Source organism: Pseudomonas sp. NPDC089752 (assembly GCF_044748725.1).
Taxonomy (GTDB): Bacteria; Pseudomonadota; Gammaproteobacteria; order Pseudomonadales; family Pseudomonadaceae; genus Aquipseudomonas.
In genome coordinates this window covers 57,546-78,360 of record NZ_JBIVGP010000019.1, presented here as the reverse complement: position 1 = coordinate 78,360, position 20,815 = coordinate 57,546, and the positions used below count along the sequence as shown (strand labels likewise).

The 20,815-nt window shown below is 63.4% G+C and carries 18 protein-coding genes; 15 read left to right on the top strand and 3 right to left on the bottom strand.

Annotation, left to right across the window (positions count from 1 at the left end; all coding sequences use genetic code 11):
* A partial coding sequence (locus tag ACIPZF_RS23970) for a retention module-containing protein (RefSeq protein ID WP_400804008.1) occupies positions 1-1,163 on the bottom strand: 1,163 nt, incomplete at its 3' end.
* A gap of 353 nt (positions 1,164-1,516) precedes the next feature.
* Between ACIPZF_RS23970 and ACIPZF_RS23965 the strand changes: the two genes are divergently transcribed.
* The 7 genes from ACIPZF_RS23965 to ACIPZF_RS23935 all read left to right on the top strand — a co-directional run bounded on the left by ACIPZF_RS23965 (position 1,517) and on the right by ACIPZF_RS23935 (position 10,415).
* Positions 1,517-2,854 carry a TolC family outer membrane protein gene (locus ACIPZF_RS23965; protein ID WP_400804007.1) on the top strand — a complete coding sequence of 446 codons (1,338 nt, stop codon included), beginning with the start codon at positions 1,517-1,519 and terminating at the stop codon, positions 2,852-2,854.
* Positions 2,855-2,898: 44 nt separating this feature from the next.
* Complete coding sequence (locus ACIPZF_RS23960; protein ID WP_400804004.1) at positions 2,899-5,055, top strand: type I secretion system permease/ATPase; 2,157 nt, start codon at positions 2,899-2,901, stop codon at positions 5,053-5,055.
* 7 nt (positions 5,056-5,062) lie between these two features.
* Positions 5,063-6,421, top strand: a complete 1,359-nt coding sequence (locus ACIPZF_RS23955; protein WP_400804015.1) for an HlyD family type I secretion periplasmic adaptor subunit — start codon at positions 5,063-5,065, stop codon at positions 6,419-6,421.
* Between the two features lie 309 nt (positions 6,422-6,730).
* Positions 6,731-7,630: a TauD/TfdA dioxygenase family protein gene (locus tag ACIPZF_RS23950; protein ID WP_400804003.1), complete on the top strand. Its 900-nt coding sequence runs from the start codon at positions 6,731-6,733 to the stop codon at positions 7,628-7,630.
* A gap of 17 nt (positions 7,631-7,647) precedes the next feature.
* The gene (locus tag ACIPZF_RS23945; protein WP_400804001.1) at positions 7,648-8,667 is read left to right on the top strand and encodes an ABC transporter substrate-binding protein; all 1,020 of its coding nucleotides are present in this window, start codon (positions 7,648-7,650) and stop codon (positions 8,665-8,667) included.
* Positions 8,668-8,673: 6 nt separating this feature from the next.
* Positions 8,674-9,537 carry an ABC transporter ATP-binding protein gene (locus ACIPZF_RS23940; RefSeq protein WP_400803998.1) on the top strand — a complete coding sequence of 288 codons (864 nt, stop codon included), beginning with the start codon at positions 8,674-8,676 and terminating at the stop codon, positions 9,535-9,537.
* Positions 9,538-9,551: 14 nt separating this feature from the next.
* The gene (locus tag ACIPZF_RS23935) at positions 9,552-10,415 is read left to right on the top strand and encodes an ABC transporter permease (RefSeq protein WP_400803996.1); all 864 of its coding nucleotides are present in this window, start codon (positions 9,552-9,554) and stop codon (positions 10,413-10,415) included.
* Here ACIPZF_RS23935 and ACIPZF_RS23930 read toward each other — a convergent pair.
* Positions 10,384-10,968: a WYL domain-containing protein gene (locus ACIPZF_RS23930; RefSeq protein WP_400803994.1), complete on the bottom strand. Its 585-nt coding sequence runs from the start codon at positions 10,966-10,968 to the stop codon at positions 10,384-10,386. The two genes, ACIPZF_RS23935 and ACIPZF_RS23930, sit on opposite strands and share 32 nt — an antisense overlap.
* Positions 10,969-11,174: 206 nt before the next feature.
* Between ACIPZF_RS23930 and ACIPZF_RS23925 the strand changes: the two genes are divergently transcribed.
* The 8 genes from ACIPZF_RS23925 (at position 11,175) to ACIPZF_RS23890 (ending at position 20,115) form a co-directional block, all read left to right on the top strand.
* Positions 11,175-11,969: a tetratricopeptide repeat protein gene (locus tag ACIPZF_RS23925; protein ID WP_400803991.1), complete on the top strand. Its 795-nt coding sequence runs from the start codon at positions 11,175-11,177 to the stop codon at positions 11,967-11,969.
* 233 nt (positions 11,970-12,202) lie between these two features.
* Complete coding sequence (locus tag ACIPZF_RS23920) at positions 12,203-12,655, top strand: MarR family winged helix-turn-helix transcriptional regulator (RefSeq protein WP_400803989.1); 453 nt, start codon at positions 12,203-12,205, stop codon at positions 12,653-12,655.
* Positions 12,652-14,739, top strand: coding sequence for an FUSC family protein (locus tag ACIPZF_RS23915; RefSeq protein ID WP_400803988.1), 2,088 nt, complete (start codon positions 12,652-12,654; stop codon positions 14,737-14,739). Before ACIPZF_RS23920 ends, ACIPZF_RS23915 begins: the two co-directional genes overlap by 4 nt.
* The gene (locus tag ACIPZF_RS23910; protein ID WP_400803986.1) at positions 14,736-14,948 is read left to right on the top strand and encodes a DUF1656 domain-containing protein; all 213 of its coding nucleotides are present in this window, start codon (positions 14,736-14,738) and stop codon (positions 14,946-14,948) included. Before ACIPZF_RS23915 ends, ACIPZF_RS23910 begins: the two co-directional genes overlap by 4 nt.
* Complete coding sequence (locus tag ACIPZF_RS23905; RefSeq protein ID WP_400803985.1) at positions 14,945-15,820, top strand: efflux RND transporter periplasmic adaptor subunit; 876 nt, start codon at positions 14,945-14,947, stop codon at positions 15,818-15,820. Before ACIPZF_RS23910 ends, ACIPZF_RS23905 begins: the two co-directional genes overlap by 4 nt.
* On the top strand, positions 15,817-17,235 hold the full coding sequence (locus tag ACIPZF_RS23900; protein ID WP_400803983.1) for an efflux transporter outer membrane subunit: 1,419 nt from the start codon (positions 15,817-15,819) through the stop codon (positions 17,233-17,235). The genes ACIPZF_RS23905 and ACIPZF_RS23900 overlap by 4 nt, the downstream gene beginning before the upstream one ends.
* A 370-nt stretch (positions 17,236-17,605) precedes the next feature.
* The gene (locus ACIPZF_RS23895) at positions 17,606-19,546 is read left to right on the top strand and encodes an FTR1 family protein (RefSeq protein ID WP_400803980.1); all 1,941 of its coding nucleotides are present in this window, start codon (positions 17,606-17,608) and stop codon (positions 19,544-19,546) included.
* A gap of 116 nt (positions 19,547-19,662) precedes the next feature.
* Positions 19,663-20,115: a YaiI/YqxD family protein gene (locus ACIPZF_RS23890; protein WP_400803978.1), complete on the top strand. Its 453-nt coding sequence runs from the start codon at positions 19,663-19,665 to the stop codon at positions 20,113-20,115.
* Here ACIPZF_RS23890 and elbB read toward each other — a convergent pair whose 3' ends face one another.
* Entirely contained in the window at positions 20,116-20,781 is a 666-nt protein-coding gene (gene elbB / locus ACIPZF_RS23885) for an isoprenoid biosynthesis glyoxalase ElbB (RefSeq protein WP_400803976.1), read from the bottom strand.
* Positions 20,782-20,815: the final 34 nt, after the last annotated feature.

Below are 20,815 nucleotides of genomic sequence, written 5' to 3'. Positions count from 1 at the left end.
GTCACGCTAGGCGAGGCAGTGAGGGTCGCGGTAGTGGTATCGACCGAATCCGAAATGACGGTCTGGGCAGGCGCCGGGTTCGGCGTCAGCTGCTCAAAGTTGCCGCCAGTGGCGCCCGTAATAGTCGTGCTGACCGTGGAACCATTGTTGTAGACATCATTGGCCGGCGTCTGGAAGTTAACGCTGCCAGTGGACTGACCGGCTTCGACGGTAACGGTCTGGCCATTCGAAAGGGTCACGGTCACCGGCGTCTGAGCTGGGTTGCTCAGCGTCACGGTATAGGTGATCACCCCGCCCTCGGTCACGCTTGGAGACGCGGTGAGGGTCGCAGAGGTAGTGTCGACGGTGTCGGTAACCTGGGTCACCGCCGGTGTTTGCGGAACGGTCACGATAATCCCGTTGCCGCCCGTGGTGCCGGTCACCGTGGTGGTGATTTGGCCTGCGTCGATGTAGGGCGTATCGTTCGCTGGAATCGTAACGTTGACGCTGCCGGTGTTCTGGCCTGCAGGGATGACGATGACAGCGCCATTCGACAGGGTAACGGTCAGGTTCGTGGTGGGGGCCTGGCCCACGGTCGCGGTATAGACGATTACGCCACCCGCTTCGGAAATGGAAGGGGTGGCGCTGAGGGTCAGCCCGGTGGCGACCGCTGCCGTTGTCGCCGTGTTGCTGGTGTCCGTATCCAGCCCGCCGAGCTCTTCATTGTTCAGTTCGGCTGCAAAACCCAGGCCCTCGGTTGGGAAGCCGATGGTCGGGTCCACACTGCCCGCCGTTGCGTCGAGCATCACGAAGCTATGGCCACCACCCGCAGCGCCTCCGCCACCGGCCGAGGCACCAGCTGCCGGCGCTTCCAGCTCGGTGGTCGGGTCGACACCCGAAGCGATCGCCTGCTGCAGTTCTTCCACCGACGGCGCTGCCTGTGCAGTGGCCTGGCTCAGGTCGGTGCTGCTGTCGGGCGCATCGGCGCTCCACTGGGTGTCGCGGCCAAGGTCGAGCAGGCGGCCATCGGCCAGCTCAAGGGTAACGGCGCCGCCCGGGCCGGTGAGTACTTCTTCACCGGCCAGCAGGCGATCGCCTTCGATCAATACGCGCCGGATGCCTTCTGGGGATACTGCGATGACTTGGCCAACAATGCTTTTTACGATGGCTACAACGCTGCTCATTAGACTCTCCGGGTTACCCGATGTGATCTTCTTCCATGCGCCGAGCGGTGTCAGTGAGCCGCTGCAGGTGGAATTGTGTAAATAATGTTTCTGACGTATTTGACGTCAAAATTCCGTCTATAACTGTTGGCTATTTACTTTATGCCAAACTATTGACCTTATTACCGCCATCCTAAACAATCGGCTTGGTAATGTCACATTGATATTTGAACGTTTGCCATCCCTTCCTTTAGTACTAATACCAGTGCCCCTTCGGAAGTCTGCTCATCGGTCATGTCAGGTTGTCATTTTTTAAGACCTGAACCGCTCCGGCCGTGCTTCAGGACAACAGCGCCCTCGGGGATCCGTAAAAAATGCGTGCGTCACTGTTTACCGCTCTTCCATTCGCCTTTGCCGCCTCTTTCGTACAAGCACAAACCTTGCCCGAAGCCATGCAGAAAGCCCTCGAGGTGCACCCGGAAATTCAGGCCGGGGTCAACGCTCGGGTCGCTGCGGACTATCAACTGCGGGCGGCCAAGGGCGGCTATTTGCCGCGGGTCGATGTGACCGCCGGCTATGGCCGCGAAGGCACCGACAGTCCAAGTACCGGCAACCGCTGGGAGAGCCTCGACCGTGGCGAGTCAGCAATCCGACTCCGTCAAATGGTTTTTGACGGTTTTGCCACCTCCAGCGAGGTAGGCCGTCAACAAGCCACCGCCAATGCCCGCGCTTATTCGCTGATGGGCACCTCCGAGCGCACAGCGCTGGACGTGGCCCAGGTTTACCTGGATGTGCTCACGCGCCGGGAAATGGTGCGGCTGGCCCAGGAAAACCTGCGCAATCACGAACGCATCCTCGATCAAATCACCCTGCGCACCAACCGCGGCGTTGGCCGCCTGGCCGACCTCGATCAGGCCGAAGCGCGTCTGGCCCAGGCCCGCAACAACCTGATCACCGAACAGACCAACCTGGCCGACGCCAACACCAACTACCTGAGCGTGGTGGGGCAACTGCCGGAAGAGCTGAGTGCACCCGCGCCTTTCATCGACCTGCTGCCGGCCTCTCTGGAAGAAGCTCGCGTGCAGATGATAGAAAGCAGCCCGGTACTGCGCTCGGCCGAGTCGGACATCGCCGCCGCAGAAAAGCAGTACGACGCTGCGAAGTCCACTTTCTATCCGCGCTTCGATGCAGAACTCGGACGAACGGCCGATAACAACATAGACGGCACCGTTGGCCACAACAACGAGTGGCAGGCGATGCTGCGCATGAACTTCAACCTGTATGCCGGCGGCAGCAACAAGGCCGACCTGGAAGCCAAGTCCTACTTGGCCAATCAGGCGCTGGATATTCGCAACAATGCCCTGCGCCAGCTCAACGAAGAGTTGGGCCTGGCCTGGAATGCGCAAGAAAATGCCAACCTCCAGGTGCCGATCGCCCAGCAGTACGTCGACCACAGCAACCGAGTGCGCAGCGCCTACCAGCAGCAGTTCAGCCTCGGTGAACGGACCCTGCTCGACCTGCTCGACAGCGAGAATGAAACCTTCACCGCCCAGCGTCGTCTGGTAGAAGTGAAGAACATACAATTGTTTACTCAGTACCGAATCAAGGCGACCATTGGGCAACTGCTCAAGAGCCAGGGCGTCGTAGCGCCGATGGCCACCGTTGTGCAGAATGATCTGAAACCACGGGTGAACCTGCCAGGCATGAACTGAGGCGCACCCGATCCATCTACCCGCAAGGATGAAGAGAGCGCCGCGTGGAATCCGAAGTCAGTCGAGTCCAACTCAGCCACGATCCACGCAGTCAGCATGACGATCCCTTGCTGGACAGTCTGTTGACCCTGTGTGTCCTGCACCAGAAGCCCGCCAGCCGGGCCATGCTGACCACCGGCCTGCCGCTGCCGGCGCAGCGTCTCAACGCTGAGCTGCTGCCACGTGCAGCTGCACGGGCTGGTTTGCAGGGGCGCCTGTTGCAGCGCAAGCTGGAGCAGATTCCGAGCATCGCCATGCCAGCCATGCTGCTGCTCAAGGATGGCCGCAGCGCCATCCTGGTGGGCTGGGAGAATGGCGACACCGCTCGCCTGCTGCTCAGCGAGAGCGACGGTGGTGAAGTGCTGGTCAGCCGCGAGGCACTGCAGGACGACTACAGCGGCAAGGTGTTCTTCGCCCAACCGCAGCACAAGTACGACGTCAATCACGGCAACTTGATCCCACGGGCGAAATCCTGGTTCCGCGATACGTTGTTGCGCAGCAAGTGGCTGTACATCGATGCCATCGCCGCCAGCCTGGTGATCAACCTGATTGCCCTGGCCGCGCCGCTGTTCGTGATGAACGTGTACGACCGCGTGGTGCCCAACCAGGCCACCTCGACGCTCTGGGTGCTGGCCGCCGGTATCGGCTTCGCCTACGTGTTCGACCTGATTCTCAAAGGGCTGCGCGGCCTATGTCTGGACCTTGCCGGCAAGAAGACCGACCTGATCATTTCGGCGACGCTGTTCGAGCGGATCGTCGGCATGTCGATGAAGTATCGCCCTGCGCGGGTCGGCAGCTTTGCCCAGAACATTCATGAATTCCAGGGCCTGCGCGACTTCCTCGCCTCGCTCACCCTGACCACCCTGATCGACCTGCCGTTCACTCTGCTGATCCTGCTGGTCATCGCCATCATCGGCGGGCACCTGGTGTGGATTCCGATCCTTGCCTTCCCGCTGGCCCTGGGCATCGGCTATGCCTTGCAGAAGCCGTTGATGGCGACCATGGAACGCACCATGGCGCTCGCCTCGGAGCGTCAGTCGAGCCTGATCGAAACCCTGGCCGGGCTGGACGGGGTCAAGGTCAACAACGCCGAGAGCGAGCGCCAGTACATGTGGGAGCAGACCCTTGGCACCCTCAGCCGCCTGGAGCTGCGGGTCAAGGTGCTGTCGAGCCTGGCCATGAACATCACCATGCTGATCCAGCAGCTGGCGGGCGTGGCGATGATCTGCGTCGGCGTGTACCTGATCATCGACGGCAACCTGAGCATGGGCGGCCTGGTGGCCTGCTACATGCTCAGCGGCCGCGCGCTGGGCCCGCTGGGTTCGCTGAACGGGCTGCTGGCCCGCTACCAGCAGGCCAAGGTGACCATGGTCGCCACCGACCAGATGATGGAGCTGCCCCAGGAGCGCAACTTCGAGGAGCGCCCGCTCAGCCGCCAGGTGCTGCAGGGCGCAGTCGAATTCCGCGGTGTCGAGTTCACCTACCCGAACCAGCAGAATCAGGCGCTCAAGGGCATCAACCTGAATATCCGCCCCGGCGAGAAGATCGGCATCATCGGCCGCAGCGGCTCGGGCAAGAGCTCGCTGGCCAAACTTATCGTCGGCCTGTACGAACCGGATAACGGCTCCTTGCTGGTCGATGGCGTGGACATCCGCCAGATCGACGTCAGCGAGCTGCGCCACAACATCGGCTACGTGCCCCAGGACATCCAGCTGCTGGCCGGCACCCTGCGCGACAACCTGGTCAGTGGCGCCCGCTATATCGAGGACGAGCTGATCCTGCAGGCCGCCGAGCTGGCCGGCGTGCATGAATTCGCCCGCCTGCATCCCGACGGCTACGAACTGCAGGTCGGCGAGCGCGGCCAGAACCTGTCCGGCGGCCAGCGGCAGAACGTCGCCCTGGCCCGCGCGCTGCTGCTCAACCCACAGATCCTGCTGCTCGACGAGCCGACCAGCGCCATGGACAACACCGGCGAAGAGCGCCTCAAGCAGCGCCTGAGCGCGGTGATCGAAGGCAAGACCGTGTTGCTGGTGACCCACCGCGCGTCGCTGTTGTCGCTGGTGGACCGGTTGATCGTCATCGACCGTGGGCAGATCGTCGCGGATGGCCCGAAAGCCGCCGTCATGGAAGCGCTGAAGAAGGGGCAGATCAGTGTTGCATAAGCTGGATATGGGGCGTTTCAAGGACAATCTGCGCCGCTACTTCAAGGGCTCCGAGTCGCTGGCCGGGCAGCCGCTGCCTGAAGTCAACAAGGCGCTGATCGAAGACGCACCGCGCATCGTGCGCCTGACCATCTGGGGCATCATCGCGTTCTTCCTGGTGATGATCATCTGGGCCAGCGTGGCGCCGATCGATGAAGTCACCCGCGGCGAAGGCAAGGCTATCCCGTCCTCCAAGGTGCAGAAAATCCAGAACCTGGAAGGCGGCATCGTCGCCCAGATCTACGCCAAGGAAGGGCAAATCGTCGAAGTGGGCCAGCCATTGTTGCGCCTGGATGAAACCCGCTTCGCTTCCAATGTCGGTGAGACCGAGGCCGACCGCCTGGCCATGGCCCTGCGTGTGCAGCGCCTGAGCGCCGAAGTGGATGACAAGCCGCTGCAAATCGACGAAGAGCTGCGCAAGGCCGCACCCAATCAAGCCGCCAGCGAGCAGTCGCTGTACCAGAGCCGGCGCCAGCAATTGCAGGACGAGATCAGCGGCCTCGAACAGCAACTGGTGCAGAAACAGCAAGAACTTCGTGAATTTACCTCCAAGCGCGCGCAGTACGCCAACAGCCTGCAGCTGCTGCGACAGGAAATCGCCATGTCTGAGCCATTGGTGGCCCAGGGCGCGATTTCCCAGGTGGAGGTGCTGCGCCTGCGCCGTGCCGAGGTGGAAAACCGCGGCCAGATGGACTCCACCGCCTTGGCCATTCCCCGGGCCGAAGCGGCCATCAAGGAAGTGCAGAGCAAGATCGAAGAAACCCGCGGCAAGTTCCGCAGCGAGGCGCTGACCCAGCTCAACGAAGCCCGCACCGAGCTGAACAAGGCGACCGCCACGGGCAAGGCGCTGGATGACCGGGTCAACCGCACCATGGTCACATCCCCGGTGCGCGGTATCGTCAAGCAGCTGCTGGTCAACACCGTGGGTGGCGTGATCCAACCGGGCAGCGACATCATCGAAATCGTCCCGTTGGACGACTCCCTGGTGGTCGAGGCCAAGATCCTGCCCAAGGACATCGCTTTCCTGCACCCTGGCCAGGAGGCGACGGTCAAGTTCACTGCTTATGACTACACCATCTACGGCGGGCTGAAAGCCAAGTTGGAGCAGATCGGTGCTGACACCATCACAGACGAAGACAAGAAGACCACCTACTACCTGATCAAACTGCGTACCGACAAGAGCCACCTTGGGACCGACGAGAAACCCTTGCTGATCATCCCCGGCATGGTGGCCACGGTGGATATCATGACCGGCAAGAAAACCATCATGAGCTACCTGCTCAAGCCGATCATGAAAGCCCGCTCGGAAGCTCTGCGCGAGCGTTGACGTATCCACGCTTTGGCAGAGGACCTCGTGTAGGAGCGGCTTCAGCCGCGAACATCGGCGAAGCCGATGTCAGAGCCCGCGGCGCTTGCTTCGCGGCTGAAGCCGCTCCCACAAAAATGTGCAGCAAGCCCTTTTCATATCTTTATTCCACAAAGATATTTAAATTATTATTCTTATGACTTTATAGTCACCCCGCTGCGTACCCGTCGACCAATCGATGCGCCGCACGACTTGAACCCACACGGGAAATCCCCGTGCGTTTCTGATCGTTGCGCGCCATTGAAGTCGCGCACTGCGTGGGAGTGAAACATGTCCGCCGTCTCGAACGCCTTGTCGTCCATCGACAGCGCCCTGCCGCAAACTTTCGAAATCCGCCCGTTCTCCGGTTCCGTCGGTGCCGAGATCATTGGCCTGGACCTCACCAAACTGGTCAGCGCCGAGGATTTCCAGCGTATCCATCGCGCCCACCTCGACCACCATGTGCTGGTGTTCCGCGACCAGCGCATCAGCCCTGAACAACAGATCAGCTTCAGTCGCCGCTTCGGTGAGCTGCAGATTCACGTGCTCAAGCAGTTCTTGCTCGCCGGCCACCCGGAAATCCTGATCGTCTCCAACATCATCGAGAACGGCCAGAACATCGGCCTGGGTGATGCCGGCAAGTTCTGGCATTCCGACCTGTCGTACAAAGAGTTGCCCAGCCTTGGCTCCATGCTGCATGCCCAGGAGCTGCCCAGCGAAGGCGGCGACACCCTGTTCGCCGACATGCACAAGGCCTGGGACGCGGTGCCCGATGTGTTGCGCAAGGTGGTCGAAAACCGCAGTGCCGCCCATTCCTACACCGCCCGCTACGCCGAGACCAAGTTCGAAGGCAACTGGCGCCCGACCCTCACCGCCGAGCAGCTGGCGCAGGTCAGGGAAGTCATCCACCCGGTGGTGCGTACCCACCCGGAAAACGGCCGCAAGGCACTGTTCGTCAGCGAAGGCTTCACCACCCGCATCGTCGGCCTGCCGGATGATGAAAGCCGCGACGTGCTGCAGCAGCTGTATGCCCTGAGCGTGCTCGAACAGAACATCTACCGCCACCAATGGCAGCCCCACGACCTGGTGTTCTGGGACAACCGCTCGCTGATCCACCTGGCCACCGGCTGCCCTGCGCACCTGCGGCGCAAATTGTTCCGTACCACCATCCAGGGCGACGCCCCGTTCTGACGACTGAGGACACCATCATGCGCAAATCCATCAGCCGCCTGGCGGCCAGCATCGGCCTGGGCGCAAGCCTGGTCATCGGCAGCCTCGCTGCCCCCGCCGTGGCCCATGCCGAAGGCGAGATTCGCATTGCCGAGCAGTTCGGCATCGTTTACCTGCTGCTCAACGTGGTGCGCGACCAGCAGCTGATCGAGAAGCACGGCAAGGAACAGGGCCTCGACATCAAAGTCGACTGGGCCCAGCTGTCCGGTGGCGCCGCGATCAACGACGCGCTGCTCTCCGGTTCGGTAGACATTGCCGGGGCCGGTGTCGGCCCGCTGCTTACCGTGTGGGATCGCACAAAGGGCAGGCAAAACGTCAAGGCCGTGGCCTCGCTGGGCAACTTCCCGTACTACCTGGTCAGCAGCAACCCGAACGTGAAAACCATCGCCGACATCTCCGAGAATGACCGCATCGCCTTGCCGGCCGTGGGTGTCTCGGTGCAATCGCGGTTCCTGCAGTACGCCGCTGCGCAGCAATGGGGCGACAAGGAGTACAACCGCCTCGACAAGTACACCCTGGCGGTACCGCATCCGGATGCCACCGCTGCCTTGCTGGCCGGAGGCACCGAACTCAATGGGCACTTCTCCAACCCGCCGTTCCAGGACCAGGCGCTGGCCAACAAGGACGTGCACGTGGTGCTCAACAGCTACGACCTGCTGGGCCCCAATTCGCCCACCCTGCTGTTCGCCACCGAGAAATTCCGCAACGACAACCCCAAGACCTACAAGGCCTTCGTCGATGCGCTGGCAGAAGCCGCGGACTTTGCCCAGAAAGACAAGGCGGCCGCTGCCGACACCTACATCCGCGTGACCAAGGCCAAGATCGACCGCGACGCGCTGATCAAGCTGATCGACAACCCGCAGTACGAATTCACCGTCACGCCGAAGAACACCTACAAACTGGCCGACTTCCTCTACCGAGTGGGCGCCATCAAGCATAAGCCGGAATCGTGGAAGGACTACTTCTTCCAGGATGAACGCCCGCTGCAAGGGAGCTGACCGACCATGACCGCCCCATTGCCAGGCCACACGGCCAGCAACCTGAGCCGTGTCGCGACTCCGCCGTTGCTCGAAGTGGACAACCTCAGCCTCGAATACCGCACCGCGCAGCGCGTGGTGCGGGCCACTCACCAGGTCAGCTTCGAAGTCGACCGTGCCGACCGTTTTGTCTTGCTGGGGCCCTCGGGCTGCGGCAAGTCCACCCTGCTCAAGGCCGTGGCCGGATTCATCAGCCCGCAGGAAGGGCAGATCCTGCTGCAGGGCCAGCCGGTCAAAGGCCCGGGCCCCGATCGCATCGTGGTGTTCCAGGAGTTCGACCAGCTGCCGCCGTGGAAAACGGTGAAACAGAACGTCATGTTCCCATTGCTGGTGTCCGGCCAGCTCAAGCGCGCCGAGGCCGAAGAGCGAGCCTTGCACTACCTGGAGAAGGTCGGCCTGGCGAGCTTTGCCGACGCTTACCCGCACACCCTCTCGGGCGGCATGAAAGCACGTGTGGCAATCGCCCGGGCTCTGGCCACGCAACCGAAGATTCTGCTGATGGACGAACCGTTCGCCGCGCTCGATGCACTGACTCGTCGCAAGATGCAGGAAGAACTGCTGCTGCTGTGGGAAGAGGTGCGCTTTACCTTGCTGTTCGTCACCCATTCCATCGAAGAGGCGCTGATAGTCGGTAACCGCATCCTGCTGCTGTCGCCCCACCCAGGGCGGGTACGGGCCGAGGTGCACAGCCATCAATACGACCTTGGCAGCCTCGGCGCCAGTGACTTCCAGGCCAGCGCGCGGCGCATCCACCGCTTGCTGTTCGACGAGGCCGAAGCCCTCGAACAGCCCGACGACCTGGGCTTCAACGACATCCGCATCGCCTACTGACAGGAGCTTCAGCCATGACCACTACACCTGTACGTCAGGAATACGAGGTGCAGCTGGAGCCGCTGCTCAGTGTGCCTGTAGAACGCAACCTGCCGCTGGCCCAGCGCCTGTGGCACCAGGGCTGGTTGCGCAAGGCGGTGATCCTCGTGGTAATCGCCGTGTTGTGGGAAGCCATCGCCCGCTACCAGAACAACGACCTGCTGCTGCCAACGTTCCTGCAGACTGCGGCCGCACTGTGGGAGGGCCTGGCCAGCGGCGAACTGCCGGCCAAGGTCGGCGTGTCGCTGGTGATCCTGCTCAAGGGTTACCTGCTGGGTATCGTCCTGGCGTTCGGCCTGACCAGCCTGGCCGTGTCGACCCAGCTCGGGCGCGATTTGCTGGGCACGCTGACCTCGATGTTCAACCCGCTGCCAGCGATTGCCCTGCTGCCGTTGGCCTTGTTGTGGTTCGGATTGGGCGACAACAGCTTGATTTTCGTGCTGGTGCATTCGGTGCTCTGGGCGTTGGCGCTGAACACCTACGCGGGTTTTCTCGGGGTCTCGGAGACCCTGCGCATGGCCGGGCGCAACTATGGCCTGAAGGGGCTGCGGCTGGTACTGCATATCCTGGTGCCGGCGGCCCTGCCGTCGATTCTTTCTGGGTTGAAGATTGGCTGGGCGTTCGCCTGGCGCACGCTGATCGCCGCCGAACTGGTGTTCGGCGCCAGCAGCGGCAAGGGCGGGCTGGGGTGGTACATCTTCCAGAACCGTAACGAGCTGTATACCGACAAGGTGTTTGCGGGCCTGGCTGTGGTGATCCTGATCGGGTTGTTGGTCGAGGGGTTGGTGTTCAATACGCTGGAGCGGCTCACTGTTCGGCGCTGGGGCATGCAGCGGTAATTTTGTACTGGGCAGCCGCACTGGCCAGGGTATTGGCAATCTCGTCACGCAATCTGGCGGGTTGCTCCACCATCACCCCATCCCCCTGGCTCAGCACCCACCAGCGCAGCGCCCAGCCGTCTTCCACCGTGGCCCGCAACCGGTGCCCTTGCTCCAGGGCCATCAGCTGCATGTCCGCGCTCAACGGCGCATCACGCAGCTGCCGCACCACGGCGTCACTGACCCAGGCCTGCAGCTCCAGCCCATCACCCGGTGCCGGCTGTTGCGCTTCACCACGCAAATAGCCCAGCAGATCGAAATTCCCGCGCAACTCCCCCACGACATTCGCCGACCAGTGCCAGCCAAACGGAATGCTCTTGTCGTTACGCTCCAGCGGAAAGATCAACGACAACTCGTTGAGATCGCGTTCCACCGTGCGTTTGCTGACATTGAAGCCCACATCACGCAGACGCCACACCAGCTCGGCGCTGGTGGTGCCCGGCGAGCGGCTGGGGAGCTGGCGCAGCAGCGCCCACTGACGGCTGAGGGTGGCGCGGGTGGTGGCGAACGGCAAAAGGTAACGTCCTTGTCTAGGCTTGCCGCAACAGGATGGCGGCATGAGCAGGTCATGGCAATTAGCCACGACTCCCTCAGATCAAGGTTCCGCCATTTGGTTGCCTTGCGCCGGTTCGTTCGCGACAGGTTTTGACGTGACGTCGCGCAAAATCACGCCTCATCACAGCCGAGGTCGGGCCTGTGGGTCGTTCAATGAGGATGAACATGTCTGCTGTCAGCAATATCCATTCGCTGCTCGCCCGCCTTCTGCCAGAGCAGGTCACTCCCGCCCCGACACCTGCGGGGAGGCGGCAGCGGCTGTTCGCCGGGATCGGGTTGCCGAGCCAGCGCGCACTGCTGGTCAACCGCCTGGACGAAGCGGCGGACCTGCAGGCGGTGTATGCCGACCTGCGCCAGCAAGCGCTGGCCGGCAATGTGGCTGCGCTCAACGACCTCGGCTGGATCTGGCTCAATGGCAAGTACTGGCGCGCGGATACCGTGCTGGCCGGGCATCTGCTGCGAATGGCGGCGCTGCAGGGCAATGCGGCGGCCTGGTTCAACCTGGGGCAGCAGCACTACTTTGGCAAAGGTGTCGATACGTCCTATGTACAAGCTGCGGAATGTTATCGCCAGGCCTTTGAGCGCGGCATGCTGCACGCTGCGGCCGCGCTCGGTGACCTCTACGAAGAAGAGGTCTGCGATGCCGAACTGGGCTGGCAGGTGGATCTGGTCCAGGCGTATCAGTGGTTTCTAAGAGGTGCCGAGCGGGGAGAGGCGCGTTGCCGTTTCGAAGTGGGTTATCGGTTGTTACATGGTTTGCATGTGCAGGCGGATATCAGGGCGGCCCTCTACTGGTTGGAGTTGGCGGCAGCCACCGGGGTGATGCAGGCGGCCGAGGAGCTGGCGGTGCATTTCAGCCGACGTGACGGCGCGCGGTATCTGGATTGGCGCGACAGGGCGGTGCAGATGGGCAGCACACTGGCGTTGGCGATGAAGCTTGAGGATCAGGTTCAGCCCTGAGCCTTGTGTCGCTTGTTCCGGCCCTTTCGCGGGGCAAGCCCGTTCCCACAAATTCAGCTATGGCGCAGGACTTTGTGGGAGCGGGCTTGCCCCGCGAAAGGGCCGGCACTGACAACCTCAGCCTTGAATGAACAACATTTCATCCAGACCCCTCGTCACCCCCGGTTGACGACAGGGGGAGGGCCAGGCGTATATTGATAGTTAGCAAACTATGAATATCCTTGGTTCCTTACATGACGCTTGATTCCCTGCGCCTGCAAGTCAGCAGCGGCATGGTCGTTGCGGCGCGCCATTGGCGGCGCATCTGCCACACGGCCTTGACCAGCTACGGTATCTCCGAGGCCTGCGCCGCACCCTTGCTGATGATCGTGCGCCTGGGCGATGGTGTGCACCAGGTCGCCGTGGCCCAAGCCGCTGGCCTGGAAAGCCCGTCGCTGGTGCGCCTGCTCGACCAGCTGTGCAAGGCCGGCCTGGTGTGCCGCAGCGAGGACCCGCTGGACCGCCGGGCCAAGGCCCTGAGCCTGACCGCCGAAGGCCGTGCCCTGGCCGAAGCCATCGAAGCCGAGCTTGTGCGTGTGCGCCACGACGTGTTGCAGGGTATCGACGAGGCCGACCTGCAAGCCGCCTTGCGTGTGCTGCGCGCCTTCGAGGCCGCCGGCCTGGGCAACTCTGGCGGGGTGGCATGAACGGCTTCTTCAGCTCGGTACCACCGGCCCGCGACTGGTTCTACGGCGTGCGTACCTTCGCCGCGTCGATGATCGCGCTGTACATCGCCCTGCTGATGCAGCTGCCGCGCCCGTACTGGGCGATGGCGACCGTGTACATCGTCTCCAGCCCGTTTGTCGGGCCAACCAGCTCCAAGGCGCTGTATCGCGCGGTGGGTACGCTGCTGGGGGCCGGTGGGGCCATCTTCCTGGTGCCGCCGCTGGTGCAGTCACCCTTGTTGCTGACGGTGGCCATCGCGCTGTGGACGGGGACCTTGCTGTACCTGTCGCTAAACCTGCGCACAGCCAACAACTATGTGCTGATGCTGGCCGGCTACACCCTGCCGATGATCGCCCTGGCAGTGGTCGACAATCCGCTGGCGGTGTTCGATGTGGCCTCTTCCCGCGCGCAGGAAATCTGCCTGGGGATCGTCTGCGCCGCAGTGGTCGGAGCGATTTTCTGGCCGCGGCGCCTGGCGCCGGTGGTGGTTGGCGCGACCGGCAGCTGGTTCAGCGAAGCGATCCGCTACAGCGACACCTACCTTGCCCGCGATGTGGCCGCTGACAAGGTGGGCGGCATGCGCGGTGCGATGGTCGCCACGTTCAACTCGCTGGAACTGATGATTGGCCAGCTCGGCCACGAGGGCGCCGGCCCGCACACCCTGAAGAACGCCCGCGAACTGCGCGGACGGATGATCCACCTGTTGCCGGTGATTGATGCCCTTGACGACGCCCTGGTGGCGCTCGAAGGCCGCGCGCCTGCCCAGTTCGCCCAGTTGCAACCCGTGCTGGCTGCCGCCCGCGAGTGGCTCAAGGGCACCGCCGAAAGTGCTTCGGTAGCACGCTGGACCCACCTGCACGAGCAGATCGATCGCCTGCAACCCGGCGCTGCCGCCCTCGATCAGCGCGCTGAACTGCTGCTGTCCAACGCGCTTTACCGCCTGGCCGAATGGGCCGATCTCTGGCAGGACTGCTGCACCCTGCAACATGCCTTGCGCAATGACGATCCCAAGCCCTGGCGTGCGGTGTACCGCCACTGGCGTCTGGGCCGCCTGACCCCCTTCTTCGACCGTGGGCTGATGCTCTACTCGGTAGCGTCCACCGTGCTGGCGATCATCGTCGCCTGCGGCCTGTGGATCGGCCTTGGCTGGAACGACGGGGCCAGCGCGGTGATCCTCGCCGCCGTGTCGTGCAGCTTCTTCGCGGCGATGGACGACCCCGCACCGCAGATCTACCGATTCTTCTTCTGGACGTTGATGTCGGTGATCTTCTCCAGCCTGTACCTGTTCCTGGTACTGCCTAACCTGCACGACTTCCCGATGCTGGTGCTGGCCTTCGCCGTGCCGTTCATCTGCGTCGGCACCCTGACCGTGCAGCCGCGCTTCTACCTGGGCACCTTGCTGACCATCGTCAACACCTCGACCTTCATCAGCATCCAGGGCGCTTACGACGCCGACTTCTTCACCTTCCTCAACTCCAACCTGGCCGGCCCGGTGGGGCTGCTGTTCGCCTTCATCTGGACTCTGGTGATGCGCCCGTTCGGCGTCGAACTGGCGGCCAAACGCATGACCCGCTTCCTGTGGCGCGACATCGTCGAGATGACCGAACCAGCGACCCTGGCCGAACACCGCCAGGTCGGCGTGCAAATGCTCGACCGCCTGATGCAGCACCTGCCGCGCCTGTCGCAGACCGGCCAGGACAGCGGCGTGGCCCTGCGCGACCTGCGCGTGGGCCTGAACCTGCTCGACCTGCTGGCCCACCTGCCACGAGCCGGCAACCAGGCCCGCGAGCGCCTGCAAACGGTGATCGAGGACGTCGGCGGCCATTACGCCGCCTGCCTGCGCGCCGGCGAACGCCTGCATGCCCCCGCAGCCCTGCTGCGCAACATGGAACGGGCGCGCCTGGCGCTGAATCTGGATGAACTGTACGAACGCGGCGACGCCCGCACCCACCTGCTGCACGCCCTGAGCGGCCTGCGCCTGGCGCTGCTGCCGGGCGTCGAGGTGATGCTCGAGCCAGCCGAACAACCGCAACTGCCCCCTGGGCTGGATGGAGCGCCCCTGTGATCGGTGAACTGGATATCAGCGGGGTATTCCTGCCCACGCTGCTGGTGATGATGCTTGGCACCTACCTGCTGTTCCTTGGGGTGCACGCGGTGCTGGTGCGGGTGCATTTCTACCGCCTGGTCTGGCACCGGGCGCTGTTCAACGTTGCTTTATATGCCGTGCTGCTTGGCGCGGTGGACCATTTTTGCCGAAGCCTGATGCTGCCATGAAAAAACCTTTGCTGACCCTGGGCCGTGTGGTCCTGACCTTGCTGGTAGTGACCTTCGCCGCCGTGCTCGTGTGGCAGATGGTGGTGTACTACCTGTTCGCCCCCTGGACCCGCGACGGCCACATCCGTGCCGATGTCATCCAGATTGCCCCGGACGTGTCCGGCCTGATTCAGAAAGTCGAGGTGCGCGACAACCAGACCGTCAAGCGCGGCGATGTGCTGTTCACCATCGACCAGGACCGCTTCAGCCTGGCGCTGCGCCAGGCCAAGGCGACTCTCGGCGAGCGTCAGGAAACCCTGGCCCAGGCTTCCCGTGAAGCACGGCGCAACCGCAAGCTGGGCAACCTGGTGGCGGCCGAGCAACTGGAAGAGAGCCAGTCCCGCGAAGCGCGCGCGCGTTCGGCGGTCAGCGAGGCTCAGGTCGCGGTCGACACTGCCCAGCTCAACCTCGACCGTTCAGTGGTGCGCAGCCCGGTGGACGGCTACCTCAACGACCGCGCCCCGCGTAACCACGAATTCGTCACTGCTGGCCGCCCGGTGCTGTCGGTGGTCGACAGTGCTTCGTATCACGTCGATGGCTATTTCGAAGAAACCAAGCTGGGCGGCATCCACATCGGCGACGCCGTGGACATCCGCGTGATGGGCGACAACACCCGCCTGCGCGGCCATGTGCAGAGCTTTGCCGCCGGTATCGAAGACCGTGACCGCAGCAGCGGCGCCAACCTGTTGCCCAACGTCAATCCGGCGTTCAGCTGGGTGCGCCTGGCCCAGCGGATCCCGGTGCGCATCGCCTTCGACGAAGTGCCGGCAGACTTCCGCATGATCGCCGGGCGTACCGCCACGGTGTCGATCATCGAGGGCCAGCAGCCATGAAGCAGCTGATCCTGGCTGGCGTCTGCCTGTCGTTGGGGGCCTGCATGATGGTCGGTCCGGACTATGACGTGCCCAAGGACGCCGCCGTGCAGCGCAGCGACCTCAACGGCCCGCTGCGTCAGGACGCCGACAGCGTTGTATCGGCGCCGGTGCCCGAGGACTGGTGGCAGCTGTACCAGGATCAACGTCTCAACGCGTTGGTACGCCAGGCGTTGAGCGCCAACACCGAGCTGCGCGTGGCGGCGGCCAACATCGCCAAGGCCCGTGCGCAGGTCGAGGTGGCCGAATCCCAGGGCGGTTTCAGTGGCGGCGTCAAAGCGGGCGCGCAGCGCTTGCAGGAGTCCGGTGAAGCCTTTCTGCTGACCGAGAAGGTGCCCGTTGCCAACATCGGCGAAGCGATCATCAGCGCTTCGTATCAGTTCGACCTGTGGGGCACCTTCAAGCGCGGCACCGAAGCCGCCAAGGCCAATGCCGACGCCGTGCAGGCCGCTGCCGACACCGCGCGCATCACCTTGGTGGCGGATGTGGTCAAGGCTTACACCCAGGTGTGCTCGGCCAACGAGGAATATCACATCGCCCGTGAGTCGCTCGATCTGCAGCAGCAGAGCGTGCAGCTCAATCAGCGCCTGCGCGATGCTGGACGCGGTGACGAAACCCAGGTCACCCGTTCGCAGACCCAGTTCAAGTCGTTGCGCGCCGAACTGCCGCGCTTCAAGGCCGAGCGCGAAACCGGGCTGTACACCCTGGCGGCGCTGCTCGCCCAGCCTGTGGACAAGTTGCCCGCCGGCACCGCCGATTGCGCCGAGTTGCCGCACCTGAACCAGCTGGTCCCGGTTGGCGACGGTGCTGCGTTGCTCAAGCGTCGCCCCGACGTGCGCCAGGCTGAACGCCAGCTGGCGGCGGCCACCGCGAACATCGGTGTGGCCACAGGAGCGCTGTACCCAGACATCAGCATCGGCGCCCAGGTCGGCACCATCGGCATCCTCGAGAACCTCGGCGAGCCTGCGACCAACCGCTGGGGCTTCGGTCCACAGATCAGCTGGAGCATTCCTACCAACGGCACCCGTGCGCGCATTCGCATGGCCGAGGCTTCGACCCAGGCGGCGCTGGCGCATTTCGATGGGGTGGTGCTGAACGCCATTCGCGAGACCCAGACTCGGTTGGCGCAGTACAGCGCCTTGCTTGACCGGCGTGATGCGCTGGCCGAGGCGGAGCAGTCGGCGAAGGAAGCGGCTGATCAGACGCACCGGTATTACCAGGCGGGGCGCGAGTCGTTCCTGGCGGATTTGCAGGCTACGCGGACTTACACCGATGTGCGTGCGCAGCTGGCGGCGGCGAATAGCCAGGTGGCTGTGGGGCAGATTGGGGTGTTTTTGGCGCTTGGTGGTGGGTGGAAGGAGGGTGGCAAGCGTTGAGATCGGTTTGGCGTCTGGGTGCATGCCTTAGGTTTTGTGTTGGTGCGAAAATCGAGCGCCGCCCGCGCGGCGCATCGCGGATGAATCCGCTCCTACATCTGTTTCGGGCCAATTATTTCTGTGGGGTTCGCGCGCGGCCCTTGGCTGTACGCCTTGATATCGAGTCGTACAAAGAAGGCGCACAGCGATGCTTTCACAGGATGGACTGGCCCGAAACAAATGTAGGAGCGGATTCATCCGCGATGCGCCGCGCGGGCGGCGCTCGATATCCGCAACGCTGCAAAACTCAACCCATGCTCTCCTGATTTGTAGCAAGATTTTTCATGAAATCCGCCCACGACCCTTGAGCGAAGCAAAGTGGAAGTGAACAATGTTCTCTTTCGCATCCCCATCGAGACTGGCCATGAAAACCCGTTCCCGCCTGCTTGCCTGGTTGCCGGCTTTGTTGCTTGCCCCGGTGCTGGCGCTGTGCAGCACCTTGGCCGTGGCCGAAGCGCCTGCCGAGGCCACCAAGGCCCTGCACTTGCTCGACTACATCGGTGCCGACTACCCGCCAACCGTCAGTAACGGCAAGGTCATCGACAGCGGCGAATACCGTGAGCAACAAGAGTTCAGCGCCGTATTGGCCGACCTGGTCAAAGGCCTGCCGGCAAACGCTGAACAAACTGCCCTGGAGCAAGGTGTTCAAGCACTGCGCCAGGCCATCGAGCAACGCCAGGATGGCCCCTCGGTCGCCAAACAGGCCCGCCAGCTAGGCGCGCGCTTGGCAGTGGCCTACGAGGTCAGCCAGGCCCCGGTGATCACACCGGACCCTGCCCGTGGCGCGTCGTTGTATGCGCAGAATTGCTCGATCTGCCACGGTGACATGGGCGCGGGCGATGGCCCTGCTGGCGTTGGCCTGGAGCCTGCTCCAGCCGACTTGCGCAACAAAACGCGCCTCGACCAGCTGAGCCTGTTCGACCTCTACAACACCCTGGCCCTGGGCATCGATGGCACCGAAATGCCATCCTTCGCCGACCAACTCGATGATCGCCAGCGCTGGGACGTGGCGGCCTATATCGCCAGCTTCACTGCCGACCCGCAGGCGGCCAAAGGTGACAAGGCCTGGAACCTGGCCGACCTGGCCCGCCAGACACCGGCCGAGGTCGCCAGCACCGAAGGCGCTGGCGCCGTGGAGGCCTTCCGCGCCCAGCGTGCCCAGCCGCCGCAGGTCAAGCGTGGCCCGGCACAACTGCTCGAATACACCGCCAGCACTTTGGACAAGAGCCTCGCGGCCTATCGCGCAGGCGACCACGACCAGGCTTACGACCTTTCAGTCGCTGCCTATCTGGAAGGGTTCGAGCTGGTCGAAAGTTCGCTGGACAACATCGACACCCAGGCGCGCAAAGACACCGAAAAATCGCTGATGGCCTACCGTCAGTCGCTGCAGGACGGCTTGCCGGTCGCCCAGGCCGAGCAACGCCTGGCCGAAGCCAAGGCCAAGCTGGACCAGGCGTCCAAACTGCTGGGCAGCGATGGACTGAGCTGGTCGCTGAGCTACATCTCCGGCCTGTTGATCCTCCTGCGCGAAGGCCTTGAAGCCATTCTGGTACTGGCCGCGATCCTGGCCTTCCTGCGCAACACCGGCCAGCAGTCGGCAGTTCGCAGCGTCAATATCGGCTGGGCGCTGGCGCTGGTCGCAGGCTTCGCCACCTGGGCCCTGGCGGCCTATGTGATCGATGTTGGCGGCGCTCAACGTGAGCTGCTGGAAGGCTGCACGGCGCTGTTCGCGGCGGTGATGGTGCTGTGGCTGGGGGTGTGGATGCACGATCGCCGCCATGCCGCAGCCTGGCAGGATTACATCAAGAGCAGCCTGGTCAGTGGCGGCGGGCGCTTCGGCTTTGCCATGCTGGCTTTCTTCTCGGTGTACCGAGAATTGTTCGAAGTGATCCTGTTCTATGAAACCCTGTGGCTGCAAGCGGGCCCCGCTGGGCATCAAGCGGTATTGGCGGGTGGTGCCACGGCGTTGGTGCTGTTGGTCGGCCTGGCCTGGGTGATTCTGCGCGGTTCGGCCAAATTGCCGCTGTCGCTGTTCTTCACCATCAACGCCGCCTTGCTGTGCGCGCTGTCGGTGGTGTTTGCCGGGCATGGCGTCAAGGCCCTGCAAGAGGCTGGCGTGCTGGGTACACGGCCGGTGGCGTTCTTCGAGTTCGACTGGCTGGGGATTCATGCCGATGCGTACTCGCTGACGGCACAGGCGGTGGCCTTGCTGGCCATTATGGTGTTGTATGGGCGCAGTCGCCTGGCCGAGAAGCGGCGGGCTGCGGTTTAGAGGTTGATGCTGCTGGCCTCTTCGCGGGGCAAGCCCGCTCCCACAAGGTTCTATGCAATCCTTGTGGGAGCGGGCTTGCCCCGCGAAGAGGCCAGTACTGACAGAAGAGATTGCCCATGCGCATATGGATCGACGCCGACGCCTGCCCCAAGGCAGCCAAGGACCTGATCGTCAAATTCGCCCTCAAGCGCAAGCTGGAGGTGATCATGGTCGCCGGCCAGGCCGTGGCCAAGCCGGCGTTTGCCGTGGTCCGGCTGATCGTGGTGCCCAGCGGCATGGACGCCGCCGACGATTACCTGGTCGAGCACGCCGAGCCGGGCGAACTGGTGATCTGCAGCGACGTACCGCTGGCCGACCGGCTGATCAAGAAGGGTGTGGCGGCCTTGGACCCACGCGGCCGCGAGTTCGACGAGCGCAACATGGGCGAGCGCCTGGCCGTGCGCAACCTGTTCACCGAGTTGCGCGAGCAGGGGCAGGTCGGCGGTGGGCAGGCGCCTTATGGCGAACGTGAAAAGCAGGCGTTCGCCAATGCGCTGGACCGTATCCTTACCCGCCTGAGCAAGGGCTGATCAGTCGCCTTCGTGGGTCAGTTCCAGCACCCGGTCCACCAGCTTGTAGATCCCGCCAGCCGCCTCGCTGATCGACTTGGCCGACATGTACGCCGGGGTGGTCACCAACTTGCGCTGAGTATCTTCGACGATGTCATGCACATCGCACTCTTCATGGGTGCCGCCCATCTTGACCACCGCTGCGGCGGTGCCGGCATCGGTACCGATGGTGCAGACCACGCCCGGTCCGTAGATTTTCGCCGCCAGCGCCGGCGAAATGCACATCAATCCCACCGGCTTGCAAGCTTCGGCAAAGGCTTCGGCCAGAGCCAACACATCCGGCTGCACGGTGCACTCAGTGCCTTCCACTGCAAAGTTGGACAGGTTCTTCGCCGCGCCAAAACCGCCCGGCACGATCAGCGCATCGAAGTCTTCGACCTTGGCTTCACGAATGTCTTTCACTTCTCCCCGAGCGATACGCGCCGATTCCACCAGCACATTGCGCGACTCTGGCATTTCTTCACCCGTCAGGTGGTCGATCACGTGCATCTGCGCGATGTTCGGCGCAAAGCACTGCACCTGTGCGCCGCGCTGGTCGAGGCGCAGCAGGGTGATCACGCTTTCATGGATTTCGGCGCCGTCATAGACGCCACAGCCGGAAAGAATCACCGCTACTTTTTTCGTCATGCTCATTACTCCAGTGTCGAGGCGCTAAATGTCC

Bases quoted from the DNA above. Each gene is read 5' to 3' on its own strand.
- ACIPZF_RS23900 (WP_400803983.1), top strand. From the start codon at position 15,817: ATGAAGCAGCTGATCCTGGCTGGCGTCTGCCTGTCGTTGGGGGCCTGC.
- ACIPZF_RS23890 (WP_400803978.1), top strand. From the start codon at position 19,663: ATGCGCATATGGATCGACGCCGACGCCTGCCCCAAGGCAGCCAAGGAC.
- ACIPZF_RS23905 (WP_400803985.1), top strand. From the start codon at position 14,945: ATGAAAAAACCTTTGCTGACCCTGGGCCGTGTGGTCCTGACCTTGCTG.
- ACIPZF_RS23965 (WP_400804007.1), top strand. From the start codon at position 1,517: ATGCGTGCGTCACTGTTTACCGCTCTTCCATTCGCCTTTGCCGCCTCT.
- ACIPZF_RS23925 (WP_400803991.1), top strand. From the start codon at position 11,175: ATGTCTGCTGTCAGCAATATCCATTCGCTGCTCGCCCGCCTTCTGCCA.
- ACIPZF_RS23895 (WP_400803980.1), top strand. From the start codon at position 17,606: ATGTTCTCTTTCGCATCCCCATCGAGACTGGCCATGAAAACCCGTTCC.
- ACIPZF_RS23940 (WP_400803998.1), top strand. From the start codon at position 8,674: ATGACCGCCCCATTGCCAGGCCACACGGCCAGCAACCTGAGCCGTGTC.
- ACIPZF_RS23950 (WP_400804003.1), top strand. From the start codon at position 6,731: ATGTCCGCCGTCTCGAACGCCTTGTCGTCCATCGACAGCGCCCTGCCG.
- ACIPZF_RS23955 (WP_400804015.1), top strand. From the start codon at position 5,063: ATGGGGCGTTTCAAGGACAATCTGCGCCGCTACTTCAAGGGCTCCGAG.
- ACIPZF_RS23920 (WP_400803989.1), top strand. From the start codon at position 12,203: ATGACGCTTGATTCCCTGCGCCTGCAAGTCAGCAGCGGCATGGTCGTT.
- ACIPZF_RS23935 (WP_400803996.1), top strand. From the start codon at position 9,552: ATGACCACTACACCTGTACGTCAGGAATACGAGGTGCAGCTGGAGCCG.
- ACIPZF_RS23915 (WP_400803988.1), top strand. From the start codon at position 12,652: ATGAACGGCTTCTTCAGCTCGGTACCACCGGCCCGCGACTGGTTCTAC.
- ACIPZF_RS23945 (WP_400804001.1), top strand. From the start codon at position 7,648: ATGCGCAAATCCATCAGCCGCCTGGCGGCCAGCATCGGCCTGGGCGCA.
- elbB (WP_400803976.1), bottom strand. From the start codon at position 20,781: ATGACGAAAAAAGTAGCGGTGATTCTTTCCGGCTGTGGCGTCTATGAC.